Source organism: Luteimonas sp. TWI596 (assembly GCF_039674105.1).
Lineage (GTDB): Bacteria > Pseudomonadota > Gammaproteobacteria > Xanthomonadales > Xanthomonadaceae > Luteimonas.
In genome coordinates this window covers 44,618-69,598 of sequence record NZ_JBDJMU010000013.1, presented here as the reverse complement: position 1 = coordinate 69,598, position 24,981 = coordinate 44,618, and the positions used below count along the sequence as shown (strand labels likewise).

Annotated in this window: 20 protein-coding genes; 12 read left to right on the top strand and 8 right to left on the bottom strand. The window is 71.3% G+C overall.

Features of this window, described 5'->3' with window-relative positions; genetic code table 11:
* Position 1 precedes the first annotated feature (1 nt).
* On the bottom strand, positions 2-985 hold the full coding sequence (egtD, locus tag ABE487_RS11485) for an L-histidine N(alpha)-methyltransferase (RefSeq protein ID WP_346448082.1): 984 nt from the start codon (positions 983-985) through the stop codon (positions 2-4).
* A complete protein-coding gene (gene egtB, locus ABE487_RS11480) occupies positions 982-2,283 on the bottom strand; it encodes an ergothioneine biosynthesis protein EgtB (protein ID WP_346451560.1) in 1,302 nt (433 codons plus the stop codon). The genes egtD and egtB overlap by 4 nt, the downstream gene beginning before the upstream one ends.
* Positions 2,284-2,378: 95 nt before the next feature.
* On the opposite strand from egtB, the gene recC reads away from it, so the two are divergent.
* From recC to cueR, 7 genes are all read left to right on the top strand, one after another.
* Positions 2,379-5,831, top strand: coding sequence for an exodeoxyribonuclease V subunit gamma (gene recC / locus ABE487_RS11475; RefSeq protein ID WP_346451559.1), 3,453 nt, complete (start codon positions 2,379-2,381; stop codon positions 5,829-5,831).
* Positions 5,828-9,454 carry an exodeoxyribonuclease V subunit beta gene (locus tag ABE487_RS11470; protein WP_346451558.1) on the top strand — a complete coding sequence of 1,209 codons (3,627 nt, stop codon included), beginning with the start codon at positions 5,828-5,830 and terminating at the stop codon, positions 9,452-9,454. Before recC ends, ABE487_RS11470 begins: the two co-directional genes overlap by 4 nt.
* Complete coding sequence (recD, locus tag ABE487_RS11465; RefSeq protein ID WP_346452900.1) at positions 9,451-11,433, top strand: exodeoxyribonuclease V subunit alpha; 1,983 nt, start codon at positions 9,451-9,453, stop codon at positions 11,431-11,433. Before ABE487_RS11470 ends, recD begins: the two co-directional genes overlap by 4 nt.
* A gap of 103 nt (positions 11,434-11,536) precedes the next feature.
* Positions 11,537-12,247 (top strand): DUF4329 domain-containing protein, encoded by a 711-nt coding sequence (locus tag ABE487_RS11460; protein WP_346443630.1) that lies wholly within the window; start codon positions 11,537-11,539, stop codon positions 12,245-12,247.
* A gap of 75 nt (positions 12,248-12,322) precedes the next feature.
* On the top strand, positions 12,323-12,643 hold the full coding sequence (locus ABE487_RS11455; RefSeq protein ID WP_346443629.1) for a hypothetical protein: 321 nt from the start codon (positions 12,323-12,325) through the stop codon (positions 12,641-12,643).
* Between the two features lie 151 nt (positions 12,644-12,794).
* A complete protein-coding gene (locus tag ABE487_RS11450) occupies positions 12,795-15,302 on the top strand; it encodes a heavy metal translocating P-type ATPase (protein WP_346451556.1) in 2,508 nt (835 codons plus the stop codon).
* Positions 15,299-15,790, top strand: coding sequence for a Cu(I)-responsive transcriptional regulator (gene cueR / locus ABE487_RS11445; protein ID WP_346448093.1), 492 nt, complete (start codon positions 15,299-15,301; stop codon positions 15,788-15,790). Before ABE487_RS11450 ends, cueR begins: the two co-directional genes overlap by 4 nt.
* Before the next feature lie 89 nt (positions 15,791-15,879).
* Here the strand turns inward: cueR and ABE487_RS11440 are convergent, their stop codons facing one another.
* Positions 15,880-16,074, bottom strand: a complete 195-nt coding sequence (locus ABE487_RS11440; protein ID WP_346443626.1) for a heavy-metal-associated domain-containing protein — start codon at positions 16,072-16,074, stop codon at positions 15,880-15,882.
* Between ABE487_RS11440 and ABE487_RS11435 the strand changes: the two genes are divergently transcribed.
* The 3 genes from ABE487_RS11435 to ABE487_RS11425 all read left to right on the top strand — a co-directional run bounded on the left by ABE487_RS11435 (position 16,073) and on the right by ABE487_RS11425 (position 19,091).
* Positions 16,073-16,774 carry a hypothetical protein gene (locus ABE487_RS11435; protein WP_346451555.1) on the top strand — a complete coding sequence of 234 codons (702 nt, stop codon included), beginning with the start codon at positions 16,073-16,075 and terminating at the stop codon, positions 16,772-16,774. The genes ABE487_RS11440 and ABE487_RS11435 overlap by 2 nt on opposite strands.
* Positions 16,775-16,864: 90 nt before the next feature.
* Positions 16,865-18,118, top strand: coding sequence for a hypothetical protein (locus ABE487_RS11430; RefSeq protein WP_346451554.1), 1,254 nt, complete (start codon positions 16,865-16,867; stop codon positions 18,116-18,118).
* Between the two features lie 139 nt (positions 18,119-18,257).
* Entirely contained in the window at positions 18,258-19,091 is an 834-nt protein-coding gene (locus ABE487_RS11425; protein ID WP_346451553.1) for a restriction endonuclease, read from the top strand.
* Positions 19,092-19,098: 7 nt separating this feature from the next.
* Here ABE487_RS11425 and ABE487_RS11420 read toward each other — a convergent pair whose 3' ends face one another.
* Positions 19,099-20,067, bottom strand: coding sequence for an aspartyl protease family protein (locus ABE487_RS11420; RefSeq protein ID WP_346451552.1), 969 nt, complete (start codon positions 20,065-20,067; stop codon positions 19,099-19,101).
* Between the two features lie 122 nt (positions 20,068-20,189).
* Here ABE487_RS11420 and ABE487_RS11415 point away from each other — a divergent pair, with 122 nt between their 5' ends.
* Positions 20,190-20,909, top strand: coding sequence for a response regulator (locus ABE487_RS11415; RefSeq protein WP_346448101.1), 720 nt, complete (start codon positions 20,190-20,192; stop codon positions 20,907-20,909).
* Positions 20,906-22,249 carry an ATP-binding protein gene (locus tag ABE487_RS11410; RefSeq protein WP_346451551.1) on the top strand — a complete coding sequence of 448 codons (1,344 nt, stop codon included), beginning with the start codon at positions 20,906-20,908 and terminating at the stop codon, positions 22,247-22,249. The genes ABE487_RS11415 and ABE487_RS11410 overlap by 4 nt, the downstream gene beginning before the upstream one ends.
* 20 nt (positions 22,250-22,269) lie before the next feature.
* On the opposite strand, the gene ABE487_RS11405 is transcribed toward ABE487_RS11410, so the two are convergent.
* From ABE487_RS11405 to ABE487_RS11390, 4 genes are all read right to left on the bottom strand, one after another.
* The gene (locus tag ABE487_RS11405; protein WP_346452899.1) at positions 22,270-22,713 is read right to left on the bottom strand and encodes a hypothetical protein; all 444 of its coding nucleotides are present in this window, start codon (positions 22,711-22,713) and stop codon (positions 22,270-22,272) included.
* Between the two features lie 61 nt (positions 22,714-22,774).
* A complete protein-coding gene (locus tag ABE487_RS11400) occupies positions 22,775-23,329 on the bottom strand; it encodes a DUF2058 domain-containing protein (protein ID WP_346451548.1) in 555 nt (184 codons plus the stop codon).
* A gap of 54 nt (positions 23,330-23,383) precedes the next feature.
* On the bottom strand, positions 23,384-24,667 hold the full coding sequence (locus tag ABE487_RS11395) for a HipA domain-containing protein (RefSeq protein WP_346451546.1): 1,284 nt from the start codon (positions 24,665-24,667) through the stop codon (positions 23,384-23,386).
* Complete coding sequence (locus ABE487_RS11390) at positions 24,664-24,957, bottom strand: helix-turn-helix transcriptional regulator (RefSeq protein ID WP_346451544.1); 294 nt, start codon at positions 24,955-24,957, stop codon at positions 24,664-24,666. Before ABE487_RS11390 ends, ABE487_RS11395 begins: the two co-directional genes overlap by 4 nt.
* Positions 24,958-24,981 lie beyond the last annotated feature (24 nt).

Genomic DNA, 24,981 nt, shown 5'->3' with positions numbered 1-24,981 from the left:
TTCAGATCGGCTGCAGCAGCCGTAGCCCGAACCAGTCCTGGGGGTCGTTCCAGCCATGCGTCACCCGCAGGCCGGCCGCTCGCGCGAGCGCGGCGAACGAGACATCGGTGTACTTCTGGCTGACCTCCACATCCATCGCCTCGCCGGCCTCGAACGCGAACGCCTGGCCGCCCACACGCACCGTCTGCGCACGCTCGCTGACCAGCGCGGTCTCGATGCGCAGACGCTCGCGCACGTAGACCGCGCGATGGTGAAACGCCTGGAGGTCGAAGTCGCTGCCGATCTCGCGATTGAGCCGTGCCAGCAGGTTCAACGTGAACGCCGCGGTGACGCCGGCCAGATCGTTGTACGCCGCCTCGATCACCGCCGGGTCCTTGTCCAGGTCGATGCCGATCAGCGCGCGGCCGTCGTCGCCCATCGTGCGGCGCATCGAGGCCAGCAGCCGCACGGCCTCTTCATCGCCGAAGTTGCCGAGCGTGGAGCCAGGAAAGAACACCAGCGTGCGGCTGGCGGTGCGCGCGGCAGCCGGCAGTGGCACCGGCACGGTGAAGTCGGCGCACACCGGCAGCATCTCGACGTCGGGATGATGCTGGGACAGCCGCGTGACGCTGTCCATCAGCGCGGTGCGCGAGATCTCGATCGGGGTGTAGGCGACCGGATCCTCGAGCCCGTCGAGCAGCAGCTCGGTCTTGCGCCCGCTGCCGCTGCCGAACTCGACCACGTGCACGCCTGCGCCGATCGCCTGGGCGATCGTGTCCATGCGCGCCTCGAGCAGCGCAAGCTCGGTGCGTGTGAGGTAGTACTCGGGCTGGCGGGTGATCGCCTCGAACAGGCGCGAGCCTTCGGCATCGTAGAAGTACTTGGACGGCAGCCGCTTGGGCGTGCGCGACAGGCCGGCGATGGCGTCGGCAGCGATGTCGTCGGGACGCGGACGCAGGTCGGTCAGCGCGGCCTGCGCGCGGGCGCGGGCGGTGGCGGCGTTCATGGAGAATCCTTGGCCAGGCGCAGGCCGGCGAACTGCCAGCGCGCGTCGGAGGGGAAGAAATTGCGATAGCTGGCGCGCACGTGATCGGCTGGCGTGGCGCAACTGCCACCGCGCAGCACCCACTGCGCATCCATGAATTTGCCGTTGTACTCGCCCAGCGCGCCCGGCCACGGCCGATAGCCGGGATAGGCGGTGTAGGCGCTGTGGGTCCATTCCCAGACATCGCCGAACAGCTGCTGCAGGCCGGTGTCGGATGCGTCCGGCACGCGAGGATGCAAATTGCCGGCATCAACGAAGTTGCCCTCGACCGGCAGGCCGGCGGCGGCCTGCTCCCACTCGAACTCGGTCGGCAGCCGCGCACCGGCCCAGCGCGCGAACGCATCGGCCTCGTAGTAGCTCAGATGGCACACCGGCGCACCCGGGTCGAGCGTGCGCCAGCCGCCGAGGGTGAACTCGCGCGTCAAAGCCTCGTCCCAGTACAGCGGCCGCTGCCAGCCCTCGGCCTGCACGCGCGCCCAGCCGGCGCTCAGCCACAGGCCGACAGTGCGATAGCCGCCATCTTCGACGAACGCCCGGTACTCGGCGTTGCTGACCGGCCGGCTGGCCAACGCATGGGCCGGCACCAGCACGCGATGTCGCGGCGACTCGTTGTCGTAGGCAAAGCCCGCCGTGCCCGGCCAGCCGGCGTGGCCGATCTCGACCACGCGCTCTTCGCGCGTCATCCAGCGCAGCGGTGCCGCCGTGCCGGACGCGGTCGGCAGGTCCTCGCGATAGGCCGGTGCGATCGGGTTGGACCAGAACGCATGCTTGATGTCGGTCAGCAGCAGCTCCTGGTGCTGCTGCTCGTGCTGCAGGCCCAGTTCGACGATGTCGAGCCGGGCGTCGTCGAGGTCGCCCGAGGCCAGCCGCGCACGCAGGCGCGCATCGACCACCTGGCGGTAATCGCGCACCTGCGCGAGCGTCGGTCGCGACAGCAGCCCGCGGTGTGGGCGCGCATGCATCGGCCCGACGCTCTGGTAGTAGCTGTTGAACAGGAAGTCCCAGGCTGGGTCGACCTCGCGATAGCCCGCGTCGGCAGCCAGCACGAAGCGTTCGAAGAACCACGTCGTATGCGCCAGGTGCCACTTGGTCGGACTGGCGTCGTCCATGCTCTGGACCATCGCATCCTCAGGCCCGATCGGCGCGGCGAGCGCGGTCGTGCGGGCACGCACCCGGTCGAAGCGGGCGCGCAGGCGCGCGGCGCGCTCGCCGGTCGGGACGCGGTCGGAAAGCGCTTGCGGGGACGGCGGCGGCGACATCCGCACAGCTTAGGCACCGGCCGTGACGGCGCCGTTAGCCGTGCACGGACCACCGCGTCTCGCATGCTGCGAACCCGCTGCGGCAAGATGGCGCGATGACTGCAGCGCCCGCCGACTTCCGCCTCTACCCGTCCAACACGCTGGAAGTGCTGGCCGGGCTGCTGGCCGCCGAGCTGCGGCAGCCGGTGTCGGGCGGGTCGATCCTCACCCCCGAGGTCGTGTTGATCCCGCAGGTCGCCATGCGCCGCTGGCTGCAGGCGACGCTGGCCGCCGAGCACGGCGTGGCCGCCAACCTCGAGTTCCTGACGCCCGGCGAGTTCGTCGCCCGTGCGCTCGTGGCCAACCTGGGTCCAGCGCAGGACGAACTCGACGCCGCGAGCCTGCGCTGGCGGCTGTACGCCGCGCTCGTCGACCCTGGCGTGCTGGCACAGCCGGCGCTCGCGCCGCTGGCCGCGTACCTCGCCGGCGACGATGCGCTGCGGCCATGGGCGCTTGCCGGCGAGCTGGCCGGCGTGTTCGAGAAGTACCAGGCCTGGCGGCGCGACTGGCTGCTGCGCTGGGAAGGCGGCGCCGATCCCGACGATCCGCAGGCCGCACTGTGGCGGCATGTCGCCGCCGGTCACGCCACCCGCGCGCGCCGCATCCAGACCTATCTGGACCGCTTCTCCGGCGAGCACGCGGCGTTGCCGCACGGCCTGCCGCGCCGGATGTTCGCGTTTGCCACGCTCAACGTCTCGCCCGACGTGCTGCGCGTGCTGGCGACCCAGGCACGCGTGGGCACGTTGCACTTCTACCTGCCCACGCCCGCGCGCGGCTACTGGGGCGATCTGCAGGCGCTGGCCCCGCATCGGCGCGCACACGCCGACGCGGCGTTCGATGCCGCGCTGCTGGCAGGCAACGCCGATGACAACCGCCTGCTGCAGGCCTGGGGCGCGGCGGGCCGGGACTTCATGGCGCTGCTGGGCAGCTATGAGGTCGTACATCCGCGCGCCGAGATCGAGGTCTACGCCGATCCGCTCGAGTCGGGCCAGCGCCCGCTCGACGCAGGCGGCCTGGGCGACACCTTGCTGCGGCGGATGCAGAGCGACCTGTTCCGCCGCGCCCCGCCGCCGGTGCCTGCGCCGCGCCCCGCGCCCGAACTGCGCGACCCCAGCCTGCAGGTGCATGCCTGCCACACCCGGCTGCGCGAACTGCAGGTACTGCACGACCAACTGCGCGGCCTGCTCGAGGACCCGCGCTTCGACCCGCCGCTGCAACCGCGCGAAATCGCGGTGCTCGCCCCGGACATCGACCCCTACGTCCCCTACCTCGAAGCCGTCTTCGGCGAATCAAAACCGGGGTCAGAGTCGGATTTTCACGGAAAATCCGACTCTGACCCCGGTTTTGGGAGAATGCGGATGCCGTACGCGCTCGCCGACACCAGTCCGCTGGCGGGCGAGCCGCTGGCCGAGGTGTTCGTGCGGCTGCTGGGTCTGCCGGTGTCGCGCTTCGGGCTCAACGAGGTCCTGGACCTGCTCGCCAGTCCGCCGCTGGCGCAGGCCGCGGGGCTGGATGCGGCGGCTTTCGAGCGCCTGCACGGCTGGCTGCAGGCCGCCGGCGCGCGCTGGGGGCTCGACGGCGCCCACCGCGCCGCGCACGGGGCGCCCGACGACGAGGCCTATACCTGGGCGTTCGCGCTCGACCGCCTGCTGCTGGGCCATGCCAGTGGCAGCGACGACACGATCGCGGGCATCGCCCCATGGCCGGCGCTCGAAGGCGGCACGCTCGACGCGCTCGACACCCTGATCCGGCTGCTGCGCGTGCTCGGCAGCGCGCAACGCGACTTGGGCGAGGCGCTGACCGCCGCCGCCTGGCGCGAGCGCCTGCTCGGCCTGCTCGACGCGCTGCTGCCCGACACCCCGGCCGCCCCGGCCACCCAGCGCGCGCTCGAGCGGCTGCGACGGCTGATCGACGCCTTCGCCGCCGATGCCGCGCGCGCGGGCGTCGAGACGCCGGTGGCGGCCGACGTCGTGCGCGCGCACTTTGCGCAGTTGCTGGCCGAGGCCGATACCCGCGCGCCGCTGCTGACCGGCGGCATCAGCGTCGGCCGCATGGTGCCGATGCGCCTGCTGCCATTCCGGGTGATCTGCCTGTTGGGCATGAACGACGGCGACTTCCCGCGGCGCGACACCGCTGCCGGCCTCAACCGGCTCACCGCGGAGCTGGGCACGACCCGGCGCCGCCATGGCGACCGCTCCACCCGCGAGGACGATCGCTTCCTGTTCCTGCAGCTGTTCGCCTCGGCGCAGGACGTGTTCTACATCAGTTACCTGGGCGCGGACGCGCGCGACGGCAGCGTGCGCGAGCCCTCGCCGCTGGTCGCCGAATTGCTCGCCACCGCCGCGACCTACCACGCCGACCCGCAAGCCGCCGCCGCAGCGCTGACGGTACGCCATGCGCTGCAGCCGTTCGCGCCAGCGGCCTTCGGCGCCGACGGCGATCCGCGCCGCTTCAGCTATCGCGCGCAATGGCAGCCGGCCGCGGCACGCATCGGCGGCGCGCGGACGGACCTCGCGCCATGGTGTGCGACGCCGCTGCCGCCGCGCACCGCTGCCGCCGCGCTGTCGCCGGCCGACGCCGCGCTTGCGCTCGACGCACTGCGCCGCTTCCTGATCGCGCCGGCGGCTCAGTTCCTGCGCGAACGCCTGGACCTGCGCTTGGCCGACGAGGCCGAAGTCGGCCAGGATGTGGAGCCGCTGCTGGTCGCCGGCAGTGGCCTAGAGCGGGCGGCGTTGCACCAGCAGGTGTTCGAAGCACTGCTCGCCGGCCAGGACGCCGGCCTCTACGAGCACCTGCGCGCCCGGGCGCTGTTGCCATCCGGCCCGCTGGGCCGAGGCCAGCTCGAGGCGCTGGTGGCGTCGCTGCGCCCTTACGCCGATGCCTTCGCCGATTGGCGCGGCGACGCCATGCCGGACACGCGGCATGTCGACATCGCGCTCGACGGCCTGCGCCTCCAGGGCCGGCTCGACAGCGTGTACCCGGCAGGCATCGCGCACGTGCGCCTGGGTGCGCTCAACGGCCCGACCGCGATCCGGCAGGGCCTGGACTGGCTGCTCGCGAGCGCCGCGGGCCTCGACCTGCCGCTGGTGCGCTTCCACGAGACCAAGGACTCGGGCATCGGCCCCTTCGTGCGCGCGCCACTGCCGCCCGACGCGGCGCGCGATGCGCTGCGCGCCCTGCTCGAATTGCGGCACGACGGCCTGCAGGCGCCGCTGCCGTTCGGCCCCTACAGCGGCTGGGAGTACTTCAGCGCCGCCGATGCCGACAGGGCAGCGAAGGCCGCGACCGCGAAGTGGCGGGGCGGCGACCGGCAATGGGGTGAGGGGCGCGGCGATGCGTACCGACTCGCGCTGCGCGGACGCGACCCGTTCGCCGATCCGGCCCTGTTCCGGCAGTTCGCCCAGATCGCCTTCCGCGTGTTCTCGGCCGTCGAACTTGGCCGCGTGCATGCCGGCTTCGAGGACGGCCGCCGCTTCGACGTCGCGACCGACGTGGAGGTGGAGGCATGAACGCGTCCACGTCCGCCTCCATCGATCCGTTTCTGACGCTGCCGCTGGCCGGCACACAGCTGATCGAGGCCAGCGCCGGCACCGGCAAGACCTTCACCCTGGCCACGCTGGTCACCCGGCTGGTGGTCGAGCGCGGCCTGCGCATCGGCCAGATCCTTGCGGTGACATTCACCGAGGCCGCGACGCAGGAGCTGCGCAAGCGCATCCGCGAACGCCTCGTACTGGCCGCCCGGCTGGTCGACGCGCCGGCCTGCGATGATCATGCGTCCGACGCCGCACTCAGCCGCGCGGTGATCGCCGCGCACCTGGCAACCGGCGACGAGTCCGCCGCCGCTTTGCAGCGTCGGCTGCAGCAGGCCGCCGACGAGATCGACCTCGCCGCGATCTTCACCATCCACGGCTTCTGCGCTCGCGTGCTGCGCGAACACGCGCTCGAGAGCGGGCAGAGCTTCGCCGCGCCCGAACTGCTGGCCAGCGACCGCGCGCTGCACGAGGAACTGGCCGCCGATCTGTGGCGCAGCACCGCTGCCGATGCAGACGACGCCGCGTTGTTGATGGGCCTGTGGAAAGGCGGCCCCGACGACATGGCGCGCGACCTTGGCCCGTTGATCCGCGAGCCGGTGCTGCGACCACCGGCCGGACCGCCGCAACCCGATCCGCGCCCTGCGCGCGACGCCGCAGCGCAGGCCCTGATCGCCGCGATCGATGCGCACATCGAGGATGCGCAGGCAGCGGTCGCAATGGCATTCGACGGCAAAGTCTTCGATGGCCGTCGCGCGCGCCGGCCCAGTTTCGACAAGGCCTTCCAGACACTGCGCGACGGCCGCGCGCTTTCGCACTGGGTGATGGACGACAAGACCCATCTCGACAAACTGCTGCCAGCCCGGCTGTTGGACTTCTGCAAGGACGACACGCAGTCGAAGGTGCCGTGCTCACCGTTGTTCGACGCGCTGCACACCTGGTCCAACGCCGATCGTGTTGCACAGGATTGGCTCGAACAGGCGAAGACGCGCCTGCTTCACCGCCTGCGCGACGCGGCACGCGCACGCCTGGCCCAACGCAAACAGCAACTGCACGTGCAGACCTACGATGATCTGATCGACGGCGTTGCCGATGCCCTGCACGGGCCGCATGCACAGGCGCTGGTGCAGCGCCTGCGTGCGCAGTACGCGGTCGCGCTGGTCGACGAGTTCCAGGACACCGACACACGGCAATGGGACATCTTCCGCACCGTGTTCGGCGATTCCGAGGCAGCGCGGGAGGGCGGGTTCGAACCGGCCCTGTTCCTGATCGGCGATCCCAAGCAGGCGATCTACGGCTTCCGCGGCGGTGATGTGCAGACCTACCTGCTCGCCGCTCGCGATGCCGTTGCCGCGCCACCGCTCGACCGCAACTTCCGTTCGCGTCCGTCGCTGCTCGCCGCGATCGAAGCGCTGTACGCGCAGGCCGGTGAGGACGCATTTGTCGATCGGCACATCCGGTTCCATCGTGTGCTGCCAGGCACGACGCGTACGGATGCCGATTTCCAGCGCGACGGCGCCCATGCGCCCGCCCTGACCCTGTGGCAGGCACCGGCCCCGCCGGCCGACGACGCGGGCAAACGCAGGCCCCACAGTGCCGATCGCGCGCGCGAACTTGCGACCGCCGCCTGCGTCGCTGCGATCCACGCGGTGCTGAGCGAGGCGCGCGCCGGCACCGCCACGCTCGATGGCGTCCCAGTGCAGCCGGGCGACATCGCAGTACTCGTGCGCAAGCACAGCGAAGCCACACGGATCCAGCAGGCGCTGGCGGCGGTCGGCATTCCCGCGGTCGCCGCCGGCAAGCAGAGCCTGTTCGCCGCACCCGAGGCGCACGAGGTGCTCACGCTGCTGCTCGCGCTGCTGCACACTGCCGATGACAGCCGCCTGCGCGCGGCGCTGGCGACGGTGCTGCTGGGCGTGAATGCGGCCGGCATCGCTGCGCTCGACGACGATGCCGACGCGCATCGCGGCTGGCAGCTGCGCGCGCTGGCCTGGCGCGAGCGTTGGCAGCGCGGCGGTCCGCTGGCGCTGATCGCCGATCTGTGCGCCGACAACGGCCCGCGCCTGCTCGGCCTGCTCGACGGCGAACGCCGGCTGACCAACTACCTGCAACTGGGCGAACTGCTGCAGCAGGCCGATGCACGTGCACTGGGGCTGCAGGGCCTGGTCGATTGGCTGGGCCAGCAGATCGCCCGCGCCGATGCCGACGACGAGGCCCAGTTGTTGCGCCTGGAATCGGACGCGCGCCGGGTGCAGATCGTCACCCTGCACAAGAGCAAGGGCCTGGAGTACCCGCTGGTGTTCCTGCCGTTCGTCGGCATCGGCAGCCGCCCACCCGATCCCGGCCGCGCCTGCGTGGTCGCCGATGCGGCCGGCGACCGTGCGCTGTGCTGGAAGCTGCAGGCCGACACATCCGGCTGGGACGCCGCACGCAACGCGTGGATCGACGCGCAGCGCGCCGAGGACGCACGCCTGCTCTACGTCGGCCTGACCCGTGCCGAACACGCGTTGTGGATCGCGACCGGCGATTTCTACAACGCGCGCCAGACCCCACTGGCGCCGATGCTCGACGGCCTGCCCGACACGCCCTGCATCGTGCGCGACGTTACCTCGCCGGCGACACTGCCATGGCTGCCGCCGGTCGAGGCCGGCGAGCGCCCCGCCGCGCGGACCGCCGTGCGTGCGATCGCACCCGACTGGTGGGTCTACAGCTTCACCCAGCTCGCCAATGCCGACAGCGGCGCGCAGGACGCCTCCACGCGTGCGACCGTCGCCGCGGCCGGTGGACAGGACGAGCCTGAAGGCGAACCCGCGCCCGAGATGCCCCGCGCGGACGACCACGACCCGCGCTTTGCCGGCAACCGCTTCGGCGTGGTGCTGCACGAGGCCTTGGAACTCGGCGACTTCGCGGCCTGGCGCGCATGGCGCGCGGGCGACCCGGCACCGACCGGGCAACGCGACGTCATCGAAGCGGCGCTGCGCGGCGGCGGCTACGCGGCCGAGGACATCAACGACGGCGTGGCGGTGCTGACCGCGCTGATCGGCCCCACGCTCACCATCGCGCTGCCCGAGGGGGTGCGGCTGTGCGACGTGCCCGTCGACGCGCGCCGGGCGGAGATCGAGTTCCAGTTCGCACTGCAGCCCACCGCAGTCGAGGCGATGCTTGCGCTGCTGCATGCCCACGGCGTGGCGACCGGCCGCAGCGGTTTCGGCCTGCGCCGCACGCTCGAGGGCCTGATGACCGGCCTGATCGACCTGACCTACACCGTGGATGGCCGCTGGTACGTGCTCGACTACAAATCCAATCGCCTGCCTGGCTATGACGCACCCACGCTGCAGCGCGCAATGGTGCACAGCGAGTACGACCTGCAGGCGCTGATCTATACGCTCGCCCTGCATCGCTGGCTGCGCTTTCGTCTGGGCGACGGTTACGACTACGCGCGCGACTTCGGCGGCGTGCGCTACCTGTTCTGCCGCGGTCTGGTCCCCGACCGCGACCCGTCCGCGGGCGTCCACGCGCAGCGCTTCGCGCCGGCGTTGGTGGACGCGCTCGACGCACTGTTCGCCGGCAGGCCTGGGGTCGGCCCGGGTGCGCGCGCATGACCGCCAGGACCGACACCATGCGCGAGGCCGCAGCGCCCACGGGGTCACGCCCGCCCAACCTGCTCGCCGCGCTGCAGCGCAGTGGCGCGTTGCGCGCACTCGACTTCGAGCTGGCACAGCGCCTGCGGCGGCTCGCCCCGGAGACACCCGATGCGGTGCTCGCGGCCGCGGCGCTGGCCTCGCTGGCGGTTGCCAACGGCCATGCCGGCTTCGATCCGGCGCGCCCGCGGCTGCTGGTCGATACCGATTTGGACTGGCCCGCGCCCGACGCCTGGTACGCGCTGCTGCGCGAAACGCGCTGGGTCGGCCGGCCCGCTGATCCGCTCGCCCCATCGGCGACGGATGTCCCGCTGGTCCTCGAGCCGGCCGATGCCGCGGGCGGCCTGCTGTATCTGCGTCGCTACCGCGAGTACGAGGCGGGCCTGGCCGCGGGCCTGCGCCGCATCGCGGCGCAGCCACTCGATGCAGCCGATCCGCCGTCGGTCGCCGATCCCTTTGCCACGCTGTTTCCCGACGCGCAGACCGGCGACGACCGCCAGGCCCGCGCCGCCGCGCTGGCGCTGCGCCGTGCGCTGCTGCTGGTCACCGGCGGGCCCGGGACCGGCAAGACCACCACCATTGCCCGTCTGTTGGTGCTGCGCATCGCCCAGGCCTTGCGCGGTGGGCGGCCACTGCCGCGCATCGCGCTGGCGGCGCCGACCGGCCGCGCCGCCGAACGCATGGCCGAGAGCCTGCGTCGGGCCGTGCAGGGATTCGTCGGCACCCTCGATCCGGAGCTGCGCGCCGCGCTGCCCGGCGCCCTGCCCGACACCGCCAGCACACTCCACCGCCTGCTCGGCACGGTGCCCGACAGTCCCGCATTCCGCCACCACGCGGCAAATCCGCTGCCGCTGGACCTGCTGGTCGTCGACGAAGCCTCGATGGTCGACCTGCCGCTGATGGCCAAACTGGTCGATGCCGTCGCAGACCGCACCCAGCTGATCCTGCTCGGCGATGCCGACCAGTTGCCGTCGGTGGAGGCCGGCGACGTGCTGGCCGCCATCCTCGCCGCCGCGGGCCCCGGTCACGCGGTGCAGGCCGACGATGCGCGCGCACTGCAGCCGCTGCTCGGTACGGCCACGCCCGTCGACCCCGCCACTGGCCGCTTGCACGGCCATCGCGTGCAACTGCAGCGCGGCTACCGCCAGCACGCCGGTTTCGACCTGGCCCCACTGGCCGACGCCGCGCGCGATGGCGATGCCGACACTGTGCTGTCGCTGTTGCGCGGCGGCCGGTTGCGCGGCGTGCACTTCCACGAGGACATGTCCGACGCGCTCGACGCGCACCAGGACACGCTGCTCGCACACTGGCGCAGTCTCGCCGAGGCCCCCGATCCTGCGGCGGCGCTTGCGCAGTCGCAGCGATTGCGCCTGCTGACCGCGGTGCGCGAAGGCCCGCAAGGCGCGCGTGGCCTCAACGCCCAGATCGAGACACTGCTGTCGGGCCGCCGTCTCGGCCCGGCACCTGCCTGGTTCCATGGCCGCCTGCTGCTGATCACCGAGAACAGCTACCGCCATCGCCTGTTCAACGGCGACATCGGCATCTGCTGGCGCGACGGCGCCGACACGCCGATGGCCTGGTTCGCGGGCGACGCCCCCGGCGAGGTGCGCGCGTTCCATCCTGCCGCGTTGCCTGCGCACGAGAGCGCGTTCGCGATGACCGTGCACAAGGCCCAGGGCAGCGAGTTCGATGAGGTGTGGCTGCAGTTGCCGCGCCACGACAGCCGCGTGCTCTCGCGCGAACTGATCTATACCGCGATCACTCGCGCGCGCAGCCGCCTGCACATCGCCGGCAGCGCACAGGTGCTGCGCGACGCGCTCGCGCGGCATGCGGTGCGGATGTCGGGGCTGGCGTGGCGACTGGGAGGCACAGACCCCCAGGCAGCCCCACCGCCCGCGCGCGACGCCGATCCCGTTCCCGCCCAAGGCGCGCTGTTCTAGCACGAGGTGCCCATGGCGGCGCGTGCACCCCAAGGGTCTGCCCCAGCTTGTCGGCGCCCGTTGCGCCCGGAAAGCTGCACAGGTCCAGACACGGGTGCGCCCCATGAGCATCACTTCCATCGCTGGCGGCGCTGCCGCTGCCATCGGCGCGGTTACCGCCACACCGGCGCGCGACGATCCACGGTACGCGCAGATCGTCGATACGCTGGTGTCGCCCGACGCCACGCAGGCGCAGCGCGATCACGCCTACGATCTCGTCGCCGGCCTCGAGACCGCAGACGACACCCCGCTGACCGACGCGGTGCTGACAGAGCGCGCCGCGCAGGCGATCGCCGACGACCGGACCATCCCGGTCGTCGTCGCAGAGGTCGCGCCGCTGGTGGCGCCGGGCACCGCGCTCGGACCGTTCCCGTCCAGCGATGCGGCCGCCATCGATATGATGACGTACTCCAATCCACTGTCGATCGCGGCCAACCTCGAGAACGGCGGGCTGATCTTCCGCGATCCCGACGGCAATCACTTCTTCGTGACCACACCGATGGGCGGCACGCTCGACGGCTTCGATCCCGGCCAGGTGCCGCAGCCCGACGGCATGGCGCTGGTGGCCTGCTACCACGGCCACGCCGACTATTCGAAGACCGACGGCTCGCGGACGGACAAGGCCGGCGACGAGTTCAACAGCGACCACTTCTCGGCCCAGGACAAGCGCCTGGCTGACCGCGGCTTCTGGGGATCGGTGATCTACGTGTCGACGCCGAGCGGCGATTTCCGCAAGTATGATGCGGCCACGCGCCAGGACACCGTCATCAACTGACGGCGCGAAGCGGGCCCTTGGGCACCGCCCCCGAGTGCCGGAGGTCGTTCCATGGTCTTCAACAGGATTCTGCTCATGAGCACGCTTGCGTTCGCTTCTCTCGCCCACGCCGGCGCCACCGGCGGCTCGGCCGAGATCGTCCTGGATGGCGCCCGTGCCGCCGCGCTGGCCGCGGCCATCCCCGTGTTCCGGGACAAGCAGCCGGAGGCCGACCTCACCAAGTTCCGCGTCCACGTCCATCCCGCCGACCAGGGGACCTTCCAGGTCGTGTTCGAACCCCAGCAGGCCGACGAGGGCGCCCCCCTGCTCGGTGGGCGCACCGCACACGGCCGCGAACTCAACGTGTGGATCAACGCGGCCGACAACACCCTCGACAGGATCGCGTTCGCGCGCTGAGGCACCGGGCGGACGGTCAAGTCCGACGACGATCGGCGGCGCGACGCGCTGCCAAGGTGGCCCGCGATGGTCGTGGACAGCACCGCGCTTGACCTTCCCACGATGGGAAGGCTTAGGCTGGCTGCAGCTGTCAGCCTTTGCGGAAGTTCCCATGGCCTCTCCCGGTTCCCCAACGCCCTCGGACGCAGCGATCGACCTGCCGATCGCCGGCATGACCTGCGCAAGCTGCGTCGGTCGGGTGGAAAAGGCCTTGGCCAAGGTCCCTGGCGTGGCCCAGGTGTCGGTCAATCTGGCGACCGAACGTGCGCACATCGTGCCGGCCGGGCCAGTGGATCGTGCGGCGCTGATGCAGGCGGTCGAGGGCGAGGGCTACGCGGTGCCTGCCGCCACGCGCGCACTCACGATCGAGGGCATGACCTGCGCCTCGTGCGTGGGCCGTGTGGAAAAGGCCCTCGCGGCGGTGCCCGGCGTCGAGTCCGCGGCAGTGAACCTGGCGACCGAGCGGGCCACTGTGCGCGGGACGGCCGCGATCGAGGCGCTGATCGCGGCGGTCGATCGGGTCGGCTACACGGCCCGACCGGTGGGACATGGCCGCGACGACGATGCCAGCGCTGCGCGCAAGGACGACGAACGCACCCGCCTGCGCCGGGACCTGATCCTGGCCACCGCGCTCGCGTTGCCGGTGTTCGTGCTGGAGATGGGGGCGCACACGATTCCCGGCATGCACGACTGGGTCATGACCCACATCGGCATACGCACGAGCTGGTATCTGCAGTTCGCGCTGACGCTGCTGGTGCTGGCCGTGCCAGGCAGGCGCTTCTATCGGCACGGCATTCCCGCCCTGCTGCGGCTGGCGCCGGACATGAACTCGCTGGTCGCGGTCGGCACCGCGGCCGCATTCGGCTACTCGGTCGTCGCCACGTTCGCGCCCGGCCTGCTGCCCCCCGGCACGGTCAACGTCTACTACGAGGCCGCGGCAGTGATCGTCGCGCTGATCCTGCTCGGGCGCTTCCTGGAGGCGCGGGCCAAGGGCCGCACCTCCGAAGCGATCCAGCGGCTGGTCGGCCTGCAGGCGCGCGTCGCGCACGTCCGTCGTGCCGGCGCGACGGCCGACATCCCGGTCGACGACGTGGTGTTGGGCGATATGGTCGAGGTGCTTCCCGGCGAGCGGATCCCGGTCGACGGCGAGATCGTCGAAGGGCGCAGCTACGTCGACGAATCGATGATCACCGGCGAACCGGTGCCGGTCGACAAGGCCCTCGGCAGCGCGGTGGTCGGCGGCACCGTCAACCAGCAGGGCGCGTTGACGCTGCGCGCGACCGCCGTCGGCGCCGACACCACGCTCGCGCAGATCATCCGCCTGGTCGAGCAGGCGCAAGGCGCCAAGCTGCCGATCCAGGCGGTCGTCGACCGGGTGACGCTGTGGTTCGTGCCCGCGGTCATGCTCGCGGCGCTGCTGACCTTCCTCGCCTGGCTGTGGCTGGGCCCGGCGCCGGCGCTGGGCTTCGCACTGGTCAACGCGGTGGCGGTGCTGATCATCGCCTGCCCCTGCGCGATGGGCCTGGCGACGCCGACCTCGATCATGGTCGGCACCGGCCGCGGCGCCGAACTCGGCGTGCTGCTGCGCAAGGGCGAGGCGCTGCAATTGCTCAAGGACGCGCGCGTTGTGGCGGTGGACAAGACCGGCACGCTGACCGAAGGCCGTCCGCTGCTGACCGACCTCGTGGTCGCCGACGGCTTCGAACGCGACCGCGTGCTGGCGCAGGTCGCCGCAGTCGAAGCGCGCTCCGAGCACCCGATCGCACGTGCCATCGTCGATGCCGCGACCGACCGCAATCTCGCGACGGCCACCGCCCAGGGCTTCGAGTCGATCACCGGTATGGGCGTGCGCGCACACGTCGACGGCGCACGCGTCGAAGTCGGCGCCGATCGCTTCATGCGCACGCTCGGCCTGGACGTCGCCATCTTCGCCGACACCGCGCAGCGCCTGGGCGACGAAGGCAAGTCGCCGTTGTACGCCGCCATCGACGGTCGATTGGCTGCCATCGTGGCGGTCGGCGACCCGATCAAAGCCAGCACGCCTGCGGCCATCGCCGTGCTGCACGCGCTCGGCCTGCAGGTGGCGATGATCACCGGCGACAACGCGCGCACCGCGCAGGCCATCGCCCGGCAGTTGGGCATCGACGAGGTCGTGGCCGAGGTGTTGCCCGCGGGCAAGGTCGAGGCGGTACGCCGGCTGCGGGCGCAGCACGGCCGCATCGCCTTCGTCGGCGACGGCATCAATGACGCGCCCGCGCTGGCCGAGGCCGACGTGGGCCTGGCGATCGGGACCGGTACCGACGTGGCGATGGAATCGGCTGATGTGGTGTTGATGTCGGGCAGCCTGCAGGGCGTGCCCAACGCGATCGCGCTGTCGCGGGCCACGCTGGGCAACATCCGCCAGAACCTGTTCTGGGCCTTCGGCTACAACACCGCGCTGATCCCGGTCGCTGCCGGCGTGCTCTATCCGGCCTACGGCGTACTGCTGTCGCCGATCTTCGCCGCTGGGGCGATGGCGCTGTCGAGCCTGTTCGTACTCGGCAATGCGCTGCGGCTGCGTCGATTCCAGCCGCCGCAGGCCACGCCCGCCTTCGCCGCATCCGCAGGCGCCGCGCCATGAACATCGGCGACGCCGCCCGCGCGTCCGGGGTCTCGGCCAAGATGATCCGCTATTACGAGCAGACCGGCCTGATCCCCGCGCCCGCCCGCACCGCCGCCGGCTATCGGGCCTACGACCAGGACGATGTCCACCGCCTGCAGTTCGTTCGCCGTGCCCGCGACCTCGGGTTCTCGGTAGCCGAGATCGCCGACCTGCTGGGCCTGTGGCACGACACCGCGCGCCACAGCGCCGACGTCAAGCGCCTGGCACAGGACCGTATCGCCGAACTCGAACGGCGCATGCGCGACCTGCAGCAGATGACCGACACGCTCCGCACGCTTGTCGACTGCTGCGCCGGCGACGACCGGCCCGACTGCCCGATCCTCGACCAGTTGCAACAACCGGTCTGCGGACCCGTGGACGACAGCCCACGGACCGGCGCCGTCCGCCGGCGCCCGAGCGCACCAGGGGCGACGCGACCTGCGCCGAAACGGACGCGGCCGCGCTAGCGCAGGCAGAGGCGTCGCGCGATCGTCTGCCTACACAGCAGGACGACGATGGCAACCTGGCGATGCAGGCCGCAACGCGCGCGCCAAGCTTAGTCTTCGCGCGGCGGAAAGCCCGCCTCGCGCAGCGCCGCGACGACGGCCTCGCGCGAGGCCGAGGTCTGCACGACCACCGTGCGGTTCGGCGGATCGGCCTCCACGCCCGCCTGCGCATCGACCGACTGGATCGCCTTGGTCACCGACCGCGCGCAACCGCCGCAGGTCATGTCGTCGAGATGGAACTGCATGGCGGACTCCTTGGGATGCGTTGGCAGCAGTGTGCGGCTTGCCACCGTGGGAAGGTCAAGCGCGACCGCGCGCCGTCGACCCCATCGGGCGCCTCGGCCCGTTCGCACGCAGGCTGGTAACGTCGAGCCGCCGATGCGGTTCGGCCCGACACCGATCCAGGCGATCACAAGGGAGTGCATCCAGATGAAGCATCCAGGCACGTTGCTCCTCGCCAGCGCCGCGGTCGCGATGCTGGCGGCCTGCTCGTCGAACGTCGACGCCCCTGCCAGCACGACCACTGGCACGTCCAGCGACCGCCCCGGAGCGCCCCCGATTCTGATCCGCAACGCCGAGCGATTCATGGTGGCCCATCAGGCCCTGATCGAAGGCCGACTGCACGCAGACCCCGCCGGCTGCCTGCGGATCGGCGACGACAGCGGCCCGCTGCTCATCTGGCATCACGACAGCCGCCTGGAGCGTGGGGCCGACGGCCGCGTCCAGGTCATCGACGGCTTCACCGGCCACGCGGCCTCGATCGGCGAGAACATCGCCCTGGGCGGTGCGGGCGGGCCGAACGCGCCCGCGCGCGTCATCCCGGAGATGCCGGCTGCATGCGCGACCGGCGAGTACTGGATGGCCGGGCAACTGATGAATGCGGCCGAGTACCAAGCGCTGCGTCAGCGGCGAGCGGATCAGGCGCCGCCCGGACCGCCAAAATAAGCATGCGCGTCACATCTCCCCGTGCGGGATCGGCGTACGGTCGGGGCGTCACGAGAACGTGACATTTTCCCGAGTCAATGGAGAGTGACCATGAACGCCAAGTTGTTACCGTATGTCGCTTGCATCGCGGTTCTGGGCGTAGGGAGTATCGGAAACGGCCATGCGGCCGATCCGCGATGGATCGCACCGGATGGCCTGCTGAGCGCGGACGCATCGATGTCGCGCGATGTGGCCGGCGTCGCCGACGCGTTGGGCATTTCCGAAGACGCGGCGCGCCGACAGTTGAATGTCCAACCATTCGCCGACGCCATCGCCGAGCGTGTCCGCCAGCGTTACGCAAGCCGGCTGGCCGGCGTCTACCTCGAACACGCCCCGACCAGTCGGCTTGTCGTGCGGCTGACCGGCCACGATGCTGTGCGACCGGAGTTCCACCAGTTCGGCGCCGACCCATTGGAGGTGGCGTACGAGGTGGGCGCCGACCACACGCTCGCCGACCTGCAACATCGATTCGACACTGGCTTTTCGACCCTCGGCCAGGAGGTGCAGGGCCTGCAGGGCGGTTATGTCGACGAGCGCACCGGCCAGATCGTGATCGAACGCGTCCGCGGCGAGAAAGCGATGCGCCAAGCCGACATCCAACGCATCGCCGCCGCGCATTTCGGTGTCCCGGTGCGTCTGGTCGAACTCGATGCGCCCAACGAGCAACAGGCGGTATTCGGCGGCGGGCTGCTGGACTACGTGCGTTCGGGCACCACGTACATCTGTACCGGCGGCTTCGTCGTCGGCAACACCGCCAGCCAATACGGGACGCTGACTGCCGGCCATTGCCAGCCAACCTCGGGCACTTACAGCTACGTCGGCCACGATGGCGCCAGCCACAGCCTGACCCACGTGGCCCGGGCCTACAACGGCACCTCGGACATCGGCTGGGCGCGTCCCGTACCGGCCGTGAGCGTCGGCCCCTGGGTGTGGACGGGCGCCGCCTATGCGCAGGTCACCGGACGCCGGACCCAGGCGGCCACGACCGTGGGCAATGTGATCTGCCGCTACGGCCGCACCGGCGGCTACGGCTGCGCAACGGTGTTCTCCACGGCCTACAGCCCCGGCAGTATCTGCGGCCCGGCCGTCCCGGGCACTGCCGCGTGTTCGGCGACCTTCGTCGGCCTCAACTCCAGCGTAGGCCTGTGCCAAGGCGGCGACAGCGGCGGCCCGTGGTTCATTGCCGTCGCCGGTGGCGTGGTCGCCGCCGGGGTCCACAGCGCCGGCAACCCCTCGGCGGGCCGGTGCGTCTACACCAGCACCGACTACGCCTACTCGGCGCTGGGATTGAGCCTGGTCTACTGATGCACTGTCTGTCTGCGTGACGCCGACCGACCTCGGCTGATATCTCCGCAGGCTCGACGCCTCGGTGCTCCGCGCCGGGGCGTCGCTTCTCCTGGCCCCCGCGTGCCGCTATCGTGCACCGCAGGACAGCGGGGGACGCATGGGACGCGGACGCGGCAACATTTTCGATGCTCTGGCCGCATGGCCGTGGCCGGTCGCGCTCGTGAGCGGGCTGCTCGGTTATGCGGCGATCCGGCATGGCGTGCCGGCCTATCTCGCGCGACTCGACGGTCCGTTCGCCCAAGGATTGGCGACGCAAGCCGATGCGTTCGCCCCGATCGCCTGGCTGTGGCTCGCGGCCTGCAGCCTCGGCTCGTTGGCCGCGTTCGTCCGCGCGCGCCGGCGCCGCCGCCTGCTCGATGCCTGCACGCAGCTCGACCACGTGGCGGCGCTGGGCTGGCGCGATTTCGAGCGTCTCGTCGGCGAGGCGTTCCGCCGCCAGGGCTACGGCGTCGAGGAGACTGGCCTGGGCGGCGCCGACGGCGGCATCGACCTGATCCTGCGCAAGGGCGGGCAACGCACCCTCGTGCAATGCAAGCAGTGGCGACGCCGGCAGGTGCCGGTCGGCGTCGTGCGCGAGATGTACGGCCTGCTCGCGCACCATCGCGCGCAGGCGGTGCGCATCGCCGCACTGGGCGGATTCACCCGGGACGCTGCACGCTTCGCGCAGGGCAAACCGATCGACCTCATCGACGGACCCACGCTGCTGGCGATGATCCGCAGCGTGCAGGCCGCCGACCCCAGCAGCGCCGGCACGCACGATGCACCGGTCGTGTCGCCCGCTGTCGCCGTCGAACGCGAGCCCGATCCCCAGGCCGGTGCATCGCCTGCTTGCCCACGTTGCGGCGCCACGATGATCCGGCGCGCCAACCGCAAGACCGGCGCCACGTTCTGGGGATGCGCAGCCTATCCGGCCTGCCGCGGAACGCGATAGCGCGCGATCAGGGCGTGCCCGCGCCTGCTCCGCTTGCCAGGCACACCCCCACCGCGTTCGCCAGCACGTCGACGTGGCCGTGGCGCAGTGCATCGATGCCCAGGATCACCGCGGGCCGCTCGGCCAGGCCCAGCACCGAGAACACCGGCAATGCGCTGATCCGCACTTCCGTGGCCGCGAGCTGCCAGTCGTCGACCGCCAGCGCCGGCAGTGTGTAGAGCCAGGTCTCGACCACCTGCTCGGCGATGCCGCGGGTGCCGGCCTCGCGACGACGCAGCCGCGCATCGCCCTCGGTCACCCCCAGCGCCCGCGCGGCGGGAAGATTGAGCACGGTCTGCGCAGCGCCGGTGTCGACGACGGCGATTGCTTCAACGGCCTGCGCGCGGTCGCGCAATTGCACCGGCACGAACGCGAAGCGTTGCAGGCCCGCGGCGCGCTGCGGCAATGCGTTGTCCAGGCAATCGGCGCGCGCCAGGCTACCAGGTGAGGCGAGCAGCAGCTCGCCGGCCGGCAGATCGAAGCGCAGGTCGAAACGCGCCATCAGATCGTTGCCCAGGATGCCCTCGATCGGCGGCGCATCGCCCTCGGCGATCTGCGATAGATCCATCGCCAGCAGCTGCGCCTTCCATGCGAAGTCGCCGGCCGACAAGGCCTGCAGCGCGGTCACCCGGGTGGCGGCCGCACTGCCGCCGGCGCCCTGGATGGTCATCTCGCGCAACGCCGGCGCGAGCAGCCCGAAGCGCTCGGCCAGCGCGGCATCGACGACGCTGGCGCCGGCCGCGGTGTCGACGACGAAACTCAACGGGCGCGCGACACCTTCAATCTGCACCTGCACGCGCGGGTGCTTGCCGACGAGGCGCATCTCGATGCGGTGAGTCTGACTTGCGGGAATCGAAGGCGATGCGGCGGCGGCGGCGCAGTGGGCGCCCAGAGCCAGGGACAGCAAGCAAGTGGACAGCAGGAAGCGGAGCGACATGAGGGCACCTCGATGAAGGAGCCGCCATTGCAGCAGGCGCAGGTATCGCGACGATGTCGTCGCCGGCGCGGTGCCGGTATCGCCGATACGAACGCGATACACAGGCGGGCGACAATGCCCACATGACTGCCGAGACCGCCCGCATCGTCGTCGTCGACGACGACGCCAGTATCCGCGACGCGCTGTGCGATTACCTCGCGCGCCACGGCTACGCCGTGCGCGGTGCGGACGGCGCCGCCGCCATGGATCGGTTGCTCGCGCAGGGGCCGGTCGACCTGGTGGTGCTGGACTGGATGATGCCCGGCGAAGATGGCCTGTCGGTGTGCCGGCGCCTGGCCGATGCCGATGTCGCGGTGCTGATGCTCAGCGCACTCGACAGCCCGCCCGACCGGGTGATCGGGCTGGAAGTCGGCGCCGACGATTACCTGGCCAAGCCGTTCGACCCACGCGAGCTGCTGGCCCGTGTACGCGCGCTGCTGCGGCGCGGTGCGCAGCTGCGCCAGCAGGCGAGGCGCCCGGCCGAAGGCTACGGCTTCGATGGCTGGACGCTGCGGCTCGACACCCGTGTCCTGCGCACGCCCGACGGCAGCGACGTGGTGCTGACCGCGGGCGAATTCGCATTGCTACGGGCGCTGGTGGAACGCGCCGGCCGCGTGCTCGACCGCGAACGCCTGATGGCGCTGACCCACGGCGACGCGGCCGAACCCTTCGATCGCGCCGTGGACCTGGCCATCAGCCGGCTGCGCCGCAAGCTGGCGCAGGCGCGGCCCGGCGCCGATGCGCTGATCCAGACGCTGCGCGGCGAGGGCTACCGCTTCGCGGCCACGGTGCACCGCCTGTGAGCCGGCCGCGCGGCATTCTGGTTCTGGTCGGGGGCCTCGCGCTGGCCACGCTGGTGCTGGCACAGGCGGTGAGCTTCGCGGTGGTCGGCTGGTGGCCGGCACCGCCGATGCCCACGATGGTGCCCGCCGACGCGATCGCGGCCTTGTCGGGCGCGCAGCCGCCGGCGCCCGGACTGCAGGTGCGCACGCAGACGGCCGCGCCGACCGGCACGCCGGTGCCGTGGCTGGCCGGGCTGGCCGCCGAGCGCCTGCAGCGTCCCGCCGCGCAGGTGCGCGCGACCTGGCAGCGCAAGCCGGACGTCGCGCTGCAGGTCGTCGACGACGGTCAACTGGCGATGGCCGGACAGACCGACCGCGCACGCCAGGCGCGCGTGCGCGCTGCGTTGCTGGCGACCGGGTTGCAGGTGCCGGCATTCGAACTGGCGGTCGCGCAACCGGATGGAACGTGGCGGGTCGTGCGCGCGGTCGACGCCGGACGCGGGCAGTGGCGCCGCCAGGTGCTGCTGGCGCTGGCGTTGGGCGCGCTGCTGATCGCGCCGCTGGTGTGGTGGATGGCGCGCCGGCTCACATTGCCGCTGCGGCGACTGGCCGAGGCCAGCGCGCGGATGGACCTGGCCGCGCGCGCGCCACCGGTGCCGGTCGAAGGCGCCGCGGAGGTCCGCATGCTGGGCCAGGCGATCGCCGACGCACACGCCCGTCTGCGCGCGCAGGCCGACGATGTCACCGCGATGCTCGCCGCCGTGGCGCACGATCTGCGCACGCCACTGACCGGCCTGCGGCTGCGCGCCGAGACCGCACCGTCTCCGGATCGCGAGCGCATGGTCGCCGACATCGCGCGGATGCAGACGATGATCGCGCAGGTGCTGGCCTATGCGCAGGGCGAGGTCGCGCCGCTGCAGCGCGCGCCGGTCGACATGACCGCGCTTGCGGGCGAGTTGGCGATGGCCGCGCACGCGCTGGGCCAGTCGGTGCAGGTGCAGGCGCACGCACCGGCCATCGTGCACGGCGATGCGCTCGCGCTGCGTCGCGCACTGTCGAATCTGATCGACAACGCCGTGCGCTACACCGGTGCGGCCGAGATCGAGCTCCACACGCGCGACGACCGGCTATACGTCGACGTGGTCGACCGTGGTCCGGGCATTCCGGCCGAGGCACGCGCGCGGCTGGTGCAGCCGTTCCAGCGCCTGGAACGCTCGCGCAGTCGCGACACCGGTGGTGCAGGGCTCGGTCTCGCCGTTGCGCGCTCGACCGCGCAGCGCCACGGTGGCGCGCTCGAACTGCTCGACCGCGACGGCGGTGGCCTGCGGGCGCGGTTGGTCCTGCCGATCGCCGCGCCCTGAGGCGCGCGGCTGGGCGTGGATCAGTAGGCGGTCCACGCCGCGTCGCTGCGGAGGGTGAAGGTCAGTGCGTCGTCGACGCCGGTGTATGCGGTGTCGGTGTCGGCCCCGACGCCCTGCAACAGCGGCCAGTGGAACGCGAAGCTCCGCAGATACAACGGCAACACCAGACACCGACGTGCGGCCATGTCGACAACGATGGTCTTGCGCGCATAGCGCGCCGGCATCCACCCGCCGATGAAGAAGCGCGAATCGGCCGAAAAGCCCAGCGCGCCGGCCCAGAAGAAACCGGGAACGGGCACGCCATCGATCTGCCCCTCGTAGAAGTTTGCGCCATGCGGCGGCTCGCCCGCGTAGCGCAGCATGACCACGTGCCGGCCGTCTGGCGATTGCAGATCGGCATCGCCCAGCCACATCGGCTGACTCTCGCCATCGGGCGCGAACGCCAACCGCGGCACCGCGGTCACGTCATGACCTCTGTGCATCGCCGGCGCACACCACATCGCGTCATCGCGAACCGCAACAGCCTCACCACATCAGATCGTCGGGCACCTTGAACTGCGCGTAATAGGCGTCGTCCTCGGCGTTGGAGTCGGAAGGCGGTGCCTCCGCAGCCTGTCCGTGATCGACCACGATCAGCGCGGCATCGCGCTCGCGCACCTTGTCGGCCGCCGCACGTGGCAGCAGCGCGTAACCATCGCCCAACCGCGCCACGACCAGCGTGCCTGCGGCCAGTTGCTTGCGCTGCGCCTCGTCGACCAGCAGGCTGCGGATCGCGCCGTCGGCGGTGAACCGATACTCCAGTTGTCCGGCGCGCGGCACCTGCTTGTCTTGGACGATCTGCCGCGCCTGGGCGGCCAGTTCGGCAGCGCGAGCCCGGGCCTTGTGCTCGGCGGCCAGCGCGCGGTCGCGTTCGACCTTCTCCGCGCGTGCGCGCTCGGCCTCGCGCTGGCTCTCTGTCGGCGCTGGCGCGCCCTTGCCATGCCGCGCCTTGTGCTGCTCGCGCGCGACCTCGGCCACCTTGCTCTTCTTGACCAGGCCCGCCTTGAGCAGTTGTTCCTGGAGCGGGTTCGCCTTCGCCATGTCCGAAACGTCGTGTGGAGTGTCGGGCCCCATGATACGGGGGACCACAGCCAGTCAGCGCTCCGGGTCGATCACCGCCTCCATCGCCGCGATCTCAGTACCACGTGCCTGGCAGCGCCTGGCTTCGTCCCTCCAGCCGCGCACCGCCACCCGTACCTCCTCGACGATCGTGCGCGCCCGCGTTTTGCTCAGACGGTAGTAGGCGCAGGTGTCCAGCAACAGCCGGGTATCGGGGGACGGATCGTCCAGGCCGATCGAAAGGACGTGCGTGTCCTTGTCCGGGTTGGGATTCACATCGAAGGCCGGGGCCAGGCGCCAGCCATCGGGCGCCCGCAGAAATCCGTGGTTACGCAGATGGTCGTCGCGATTACCGACCAGGACGTTGAACACCGCGCGACGATAGAGCTGCGACAGATCAGCGACGATCGCCGAGGCAACGCCCTGGTTTTCGATCGCGTGGGCGATCTCGACGTAGCTGATGTCCTCGCTGTCGTCCGCATCCAACAGCGTAAGCGCCGAGGCATATGCATGGCGGTCGGCCCCACTCCGATCGAACCGGCGCACCGCATAGGTGGTGCCCAGGTTGGACAGAGACAGCGGACGTGCTTGAGGCATGTCGATGCCAGCCGCGCGCGCGAGGCGATAGGTCACGTACTCCCACAGGCCCACATCGTGCCGATCGTCGCTGGACGGGAACTTCGCCAGCCACAGTGTCTGATCGACATCGCGCACGCTCGCCTTGGGACGGGCGCCGCCCAGCGACGCGCCCGGTGCCACCAATTGCCTGATCCATCTGGCGTCGAGCGCGCTGTCTTCGATGTCGTCGCGTTCCACGCGCACGGCGATCGCCTCCAGCGCGCGCAACTCGGTCATCGGCGGCGCGCTGAGTTCACGATCGTCCAGATATCGGCCGTTGGCCGCGCGCAGCCGCAGTGCGCCCATCCGGGAGGCATCGTGGATGCCGATCAGATAGTCCCACGGGCGCAGTGCTCGCACCCGTCGATTCTGTTCGCGGGCATCGATGACCTCGCGCCGATCCATGAGGCGTTTGCCCCAACGATCGGGCGAGCAATCGGTGAATGCACCGGTCAACGTGCTGGCGCCCGTGCGCGCGACATGGAGGCCGCGATGGAGCGGTAATTGCGGGTCCAGCGCAAAGCTGCGGATCGGGGCTGTGCTGTCCACCCAGTCGTCGGCGTACTGGAACTGGAGCGTGTCGCCGGTCCGGCTGGGCAGCCGGGCCAGATGGCCGACCAACGTCTCGCCGCCGAGGCCAGCGGCATCCAACCAGACCTCGACCTGGTCGATCGCCTGAACATCGGCAGGAGACGGACTCACGACGCGCTCGCGCGACGTGCAGCGGGGCGACGCAGGCGACTGTCCTGCAGTTCGCGGCCGAGTTCATCGTTCTGCGCCAACTGGTCGATGTCCTGCTCCAGCCCCAGCGCCGTGAGCACGCGCAACATCGTGGCCAGGCTCGTCGCCGGATCGCCGCGCTCCAGCTTGCCGATCGTCGGTACGCTCACCCCCACCCGCGCCGCGAGCTCGCCCTGGGTCATCTGCCGGCGCATGCGCGCCGCGCGCAGCCGCGCGCCCAACGCTTGGATCTGGCGTTGGGCGCGTGGCATCGTCGGCGGCGTTCGCTTCGGCAT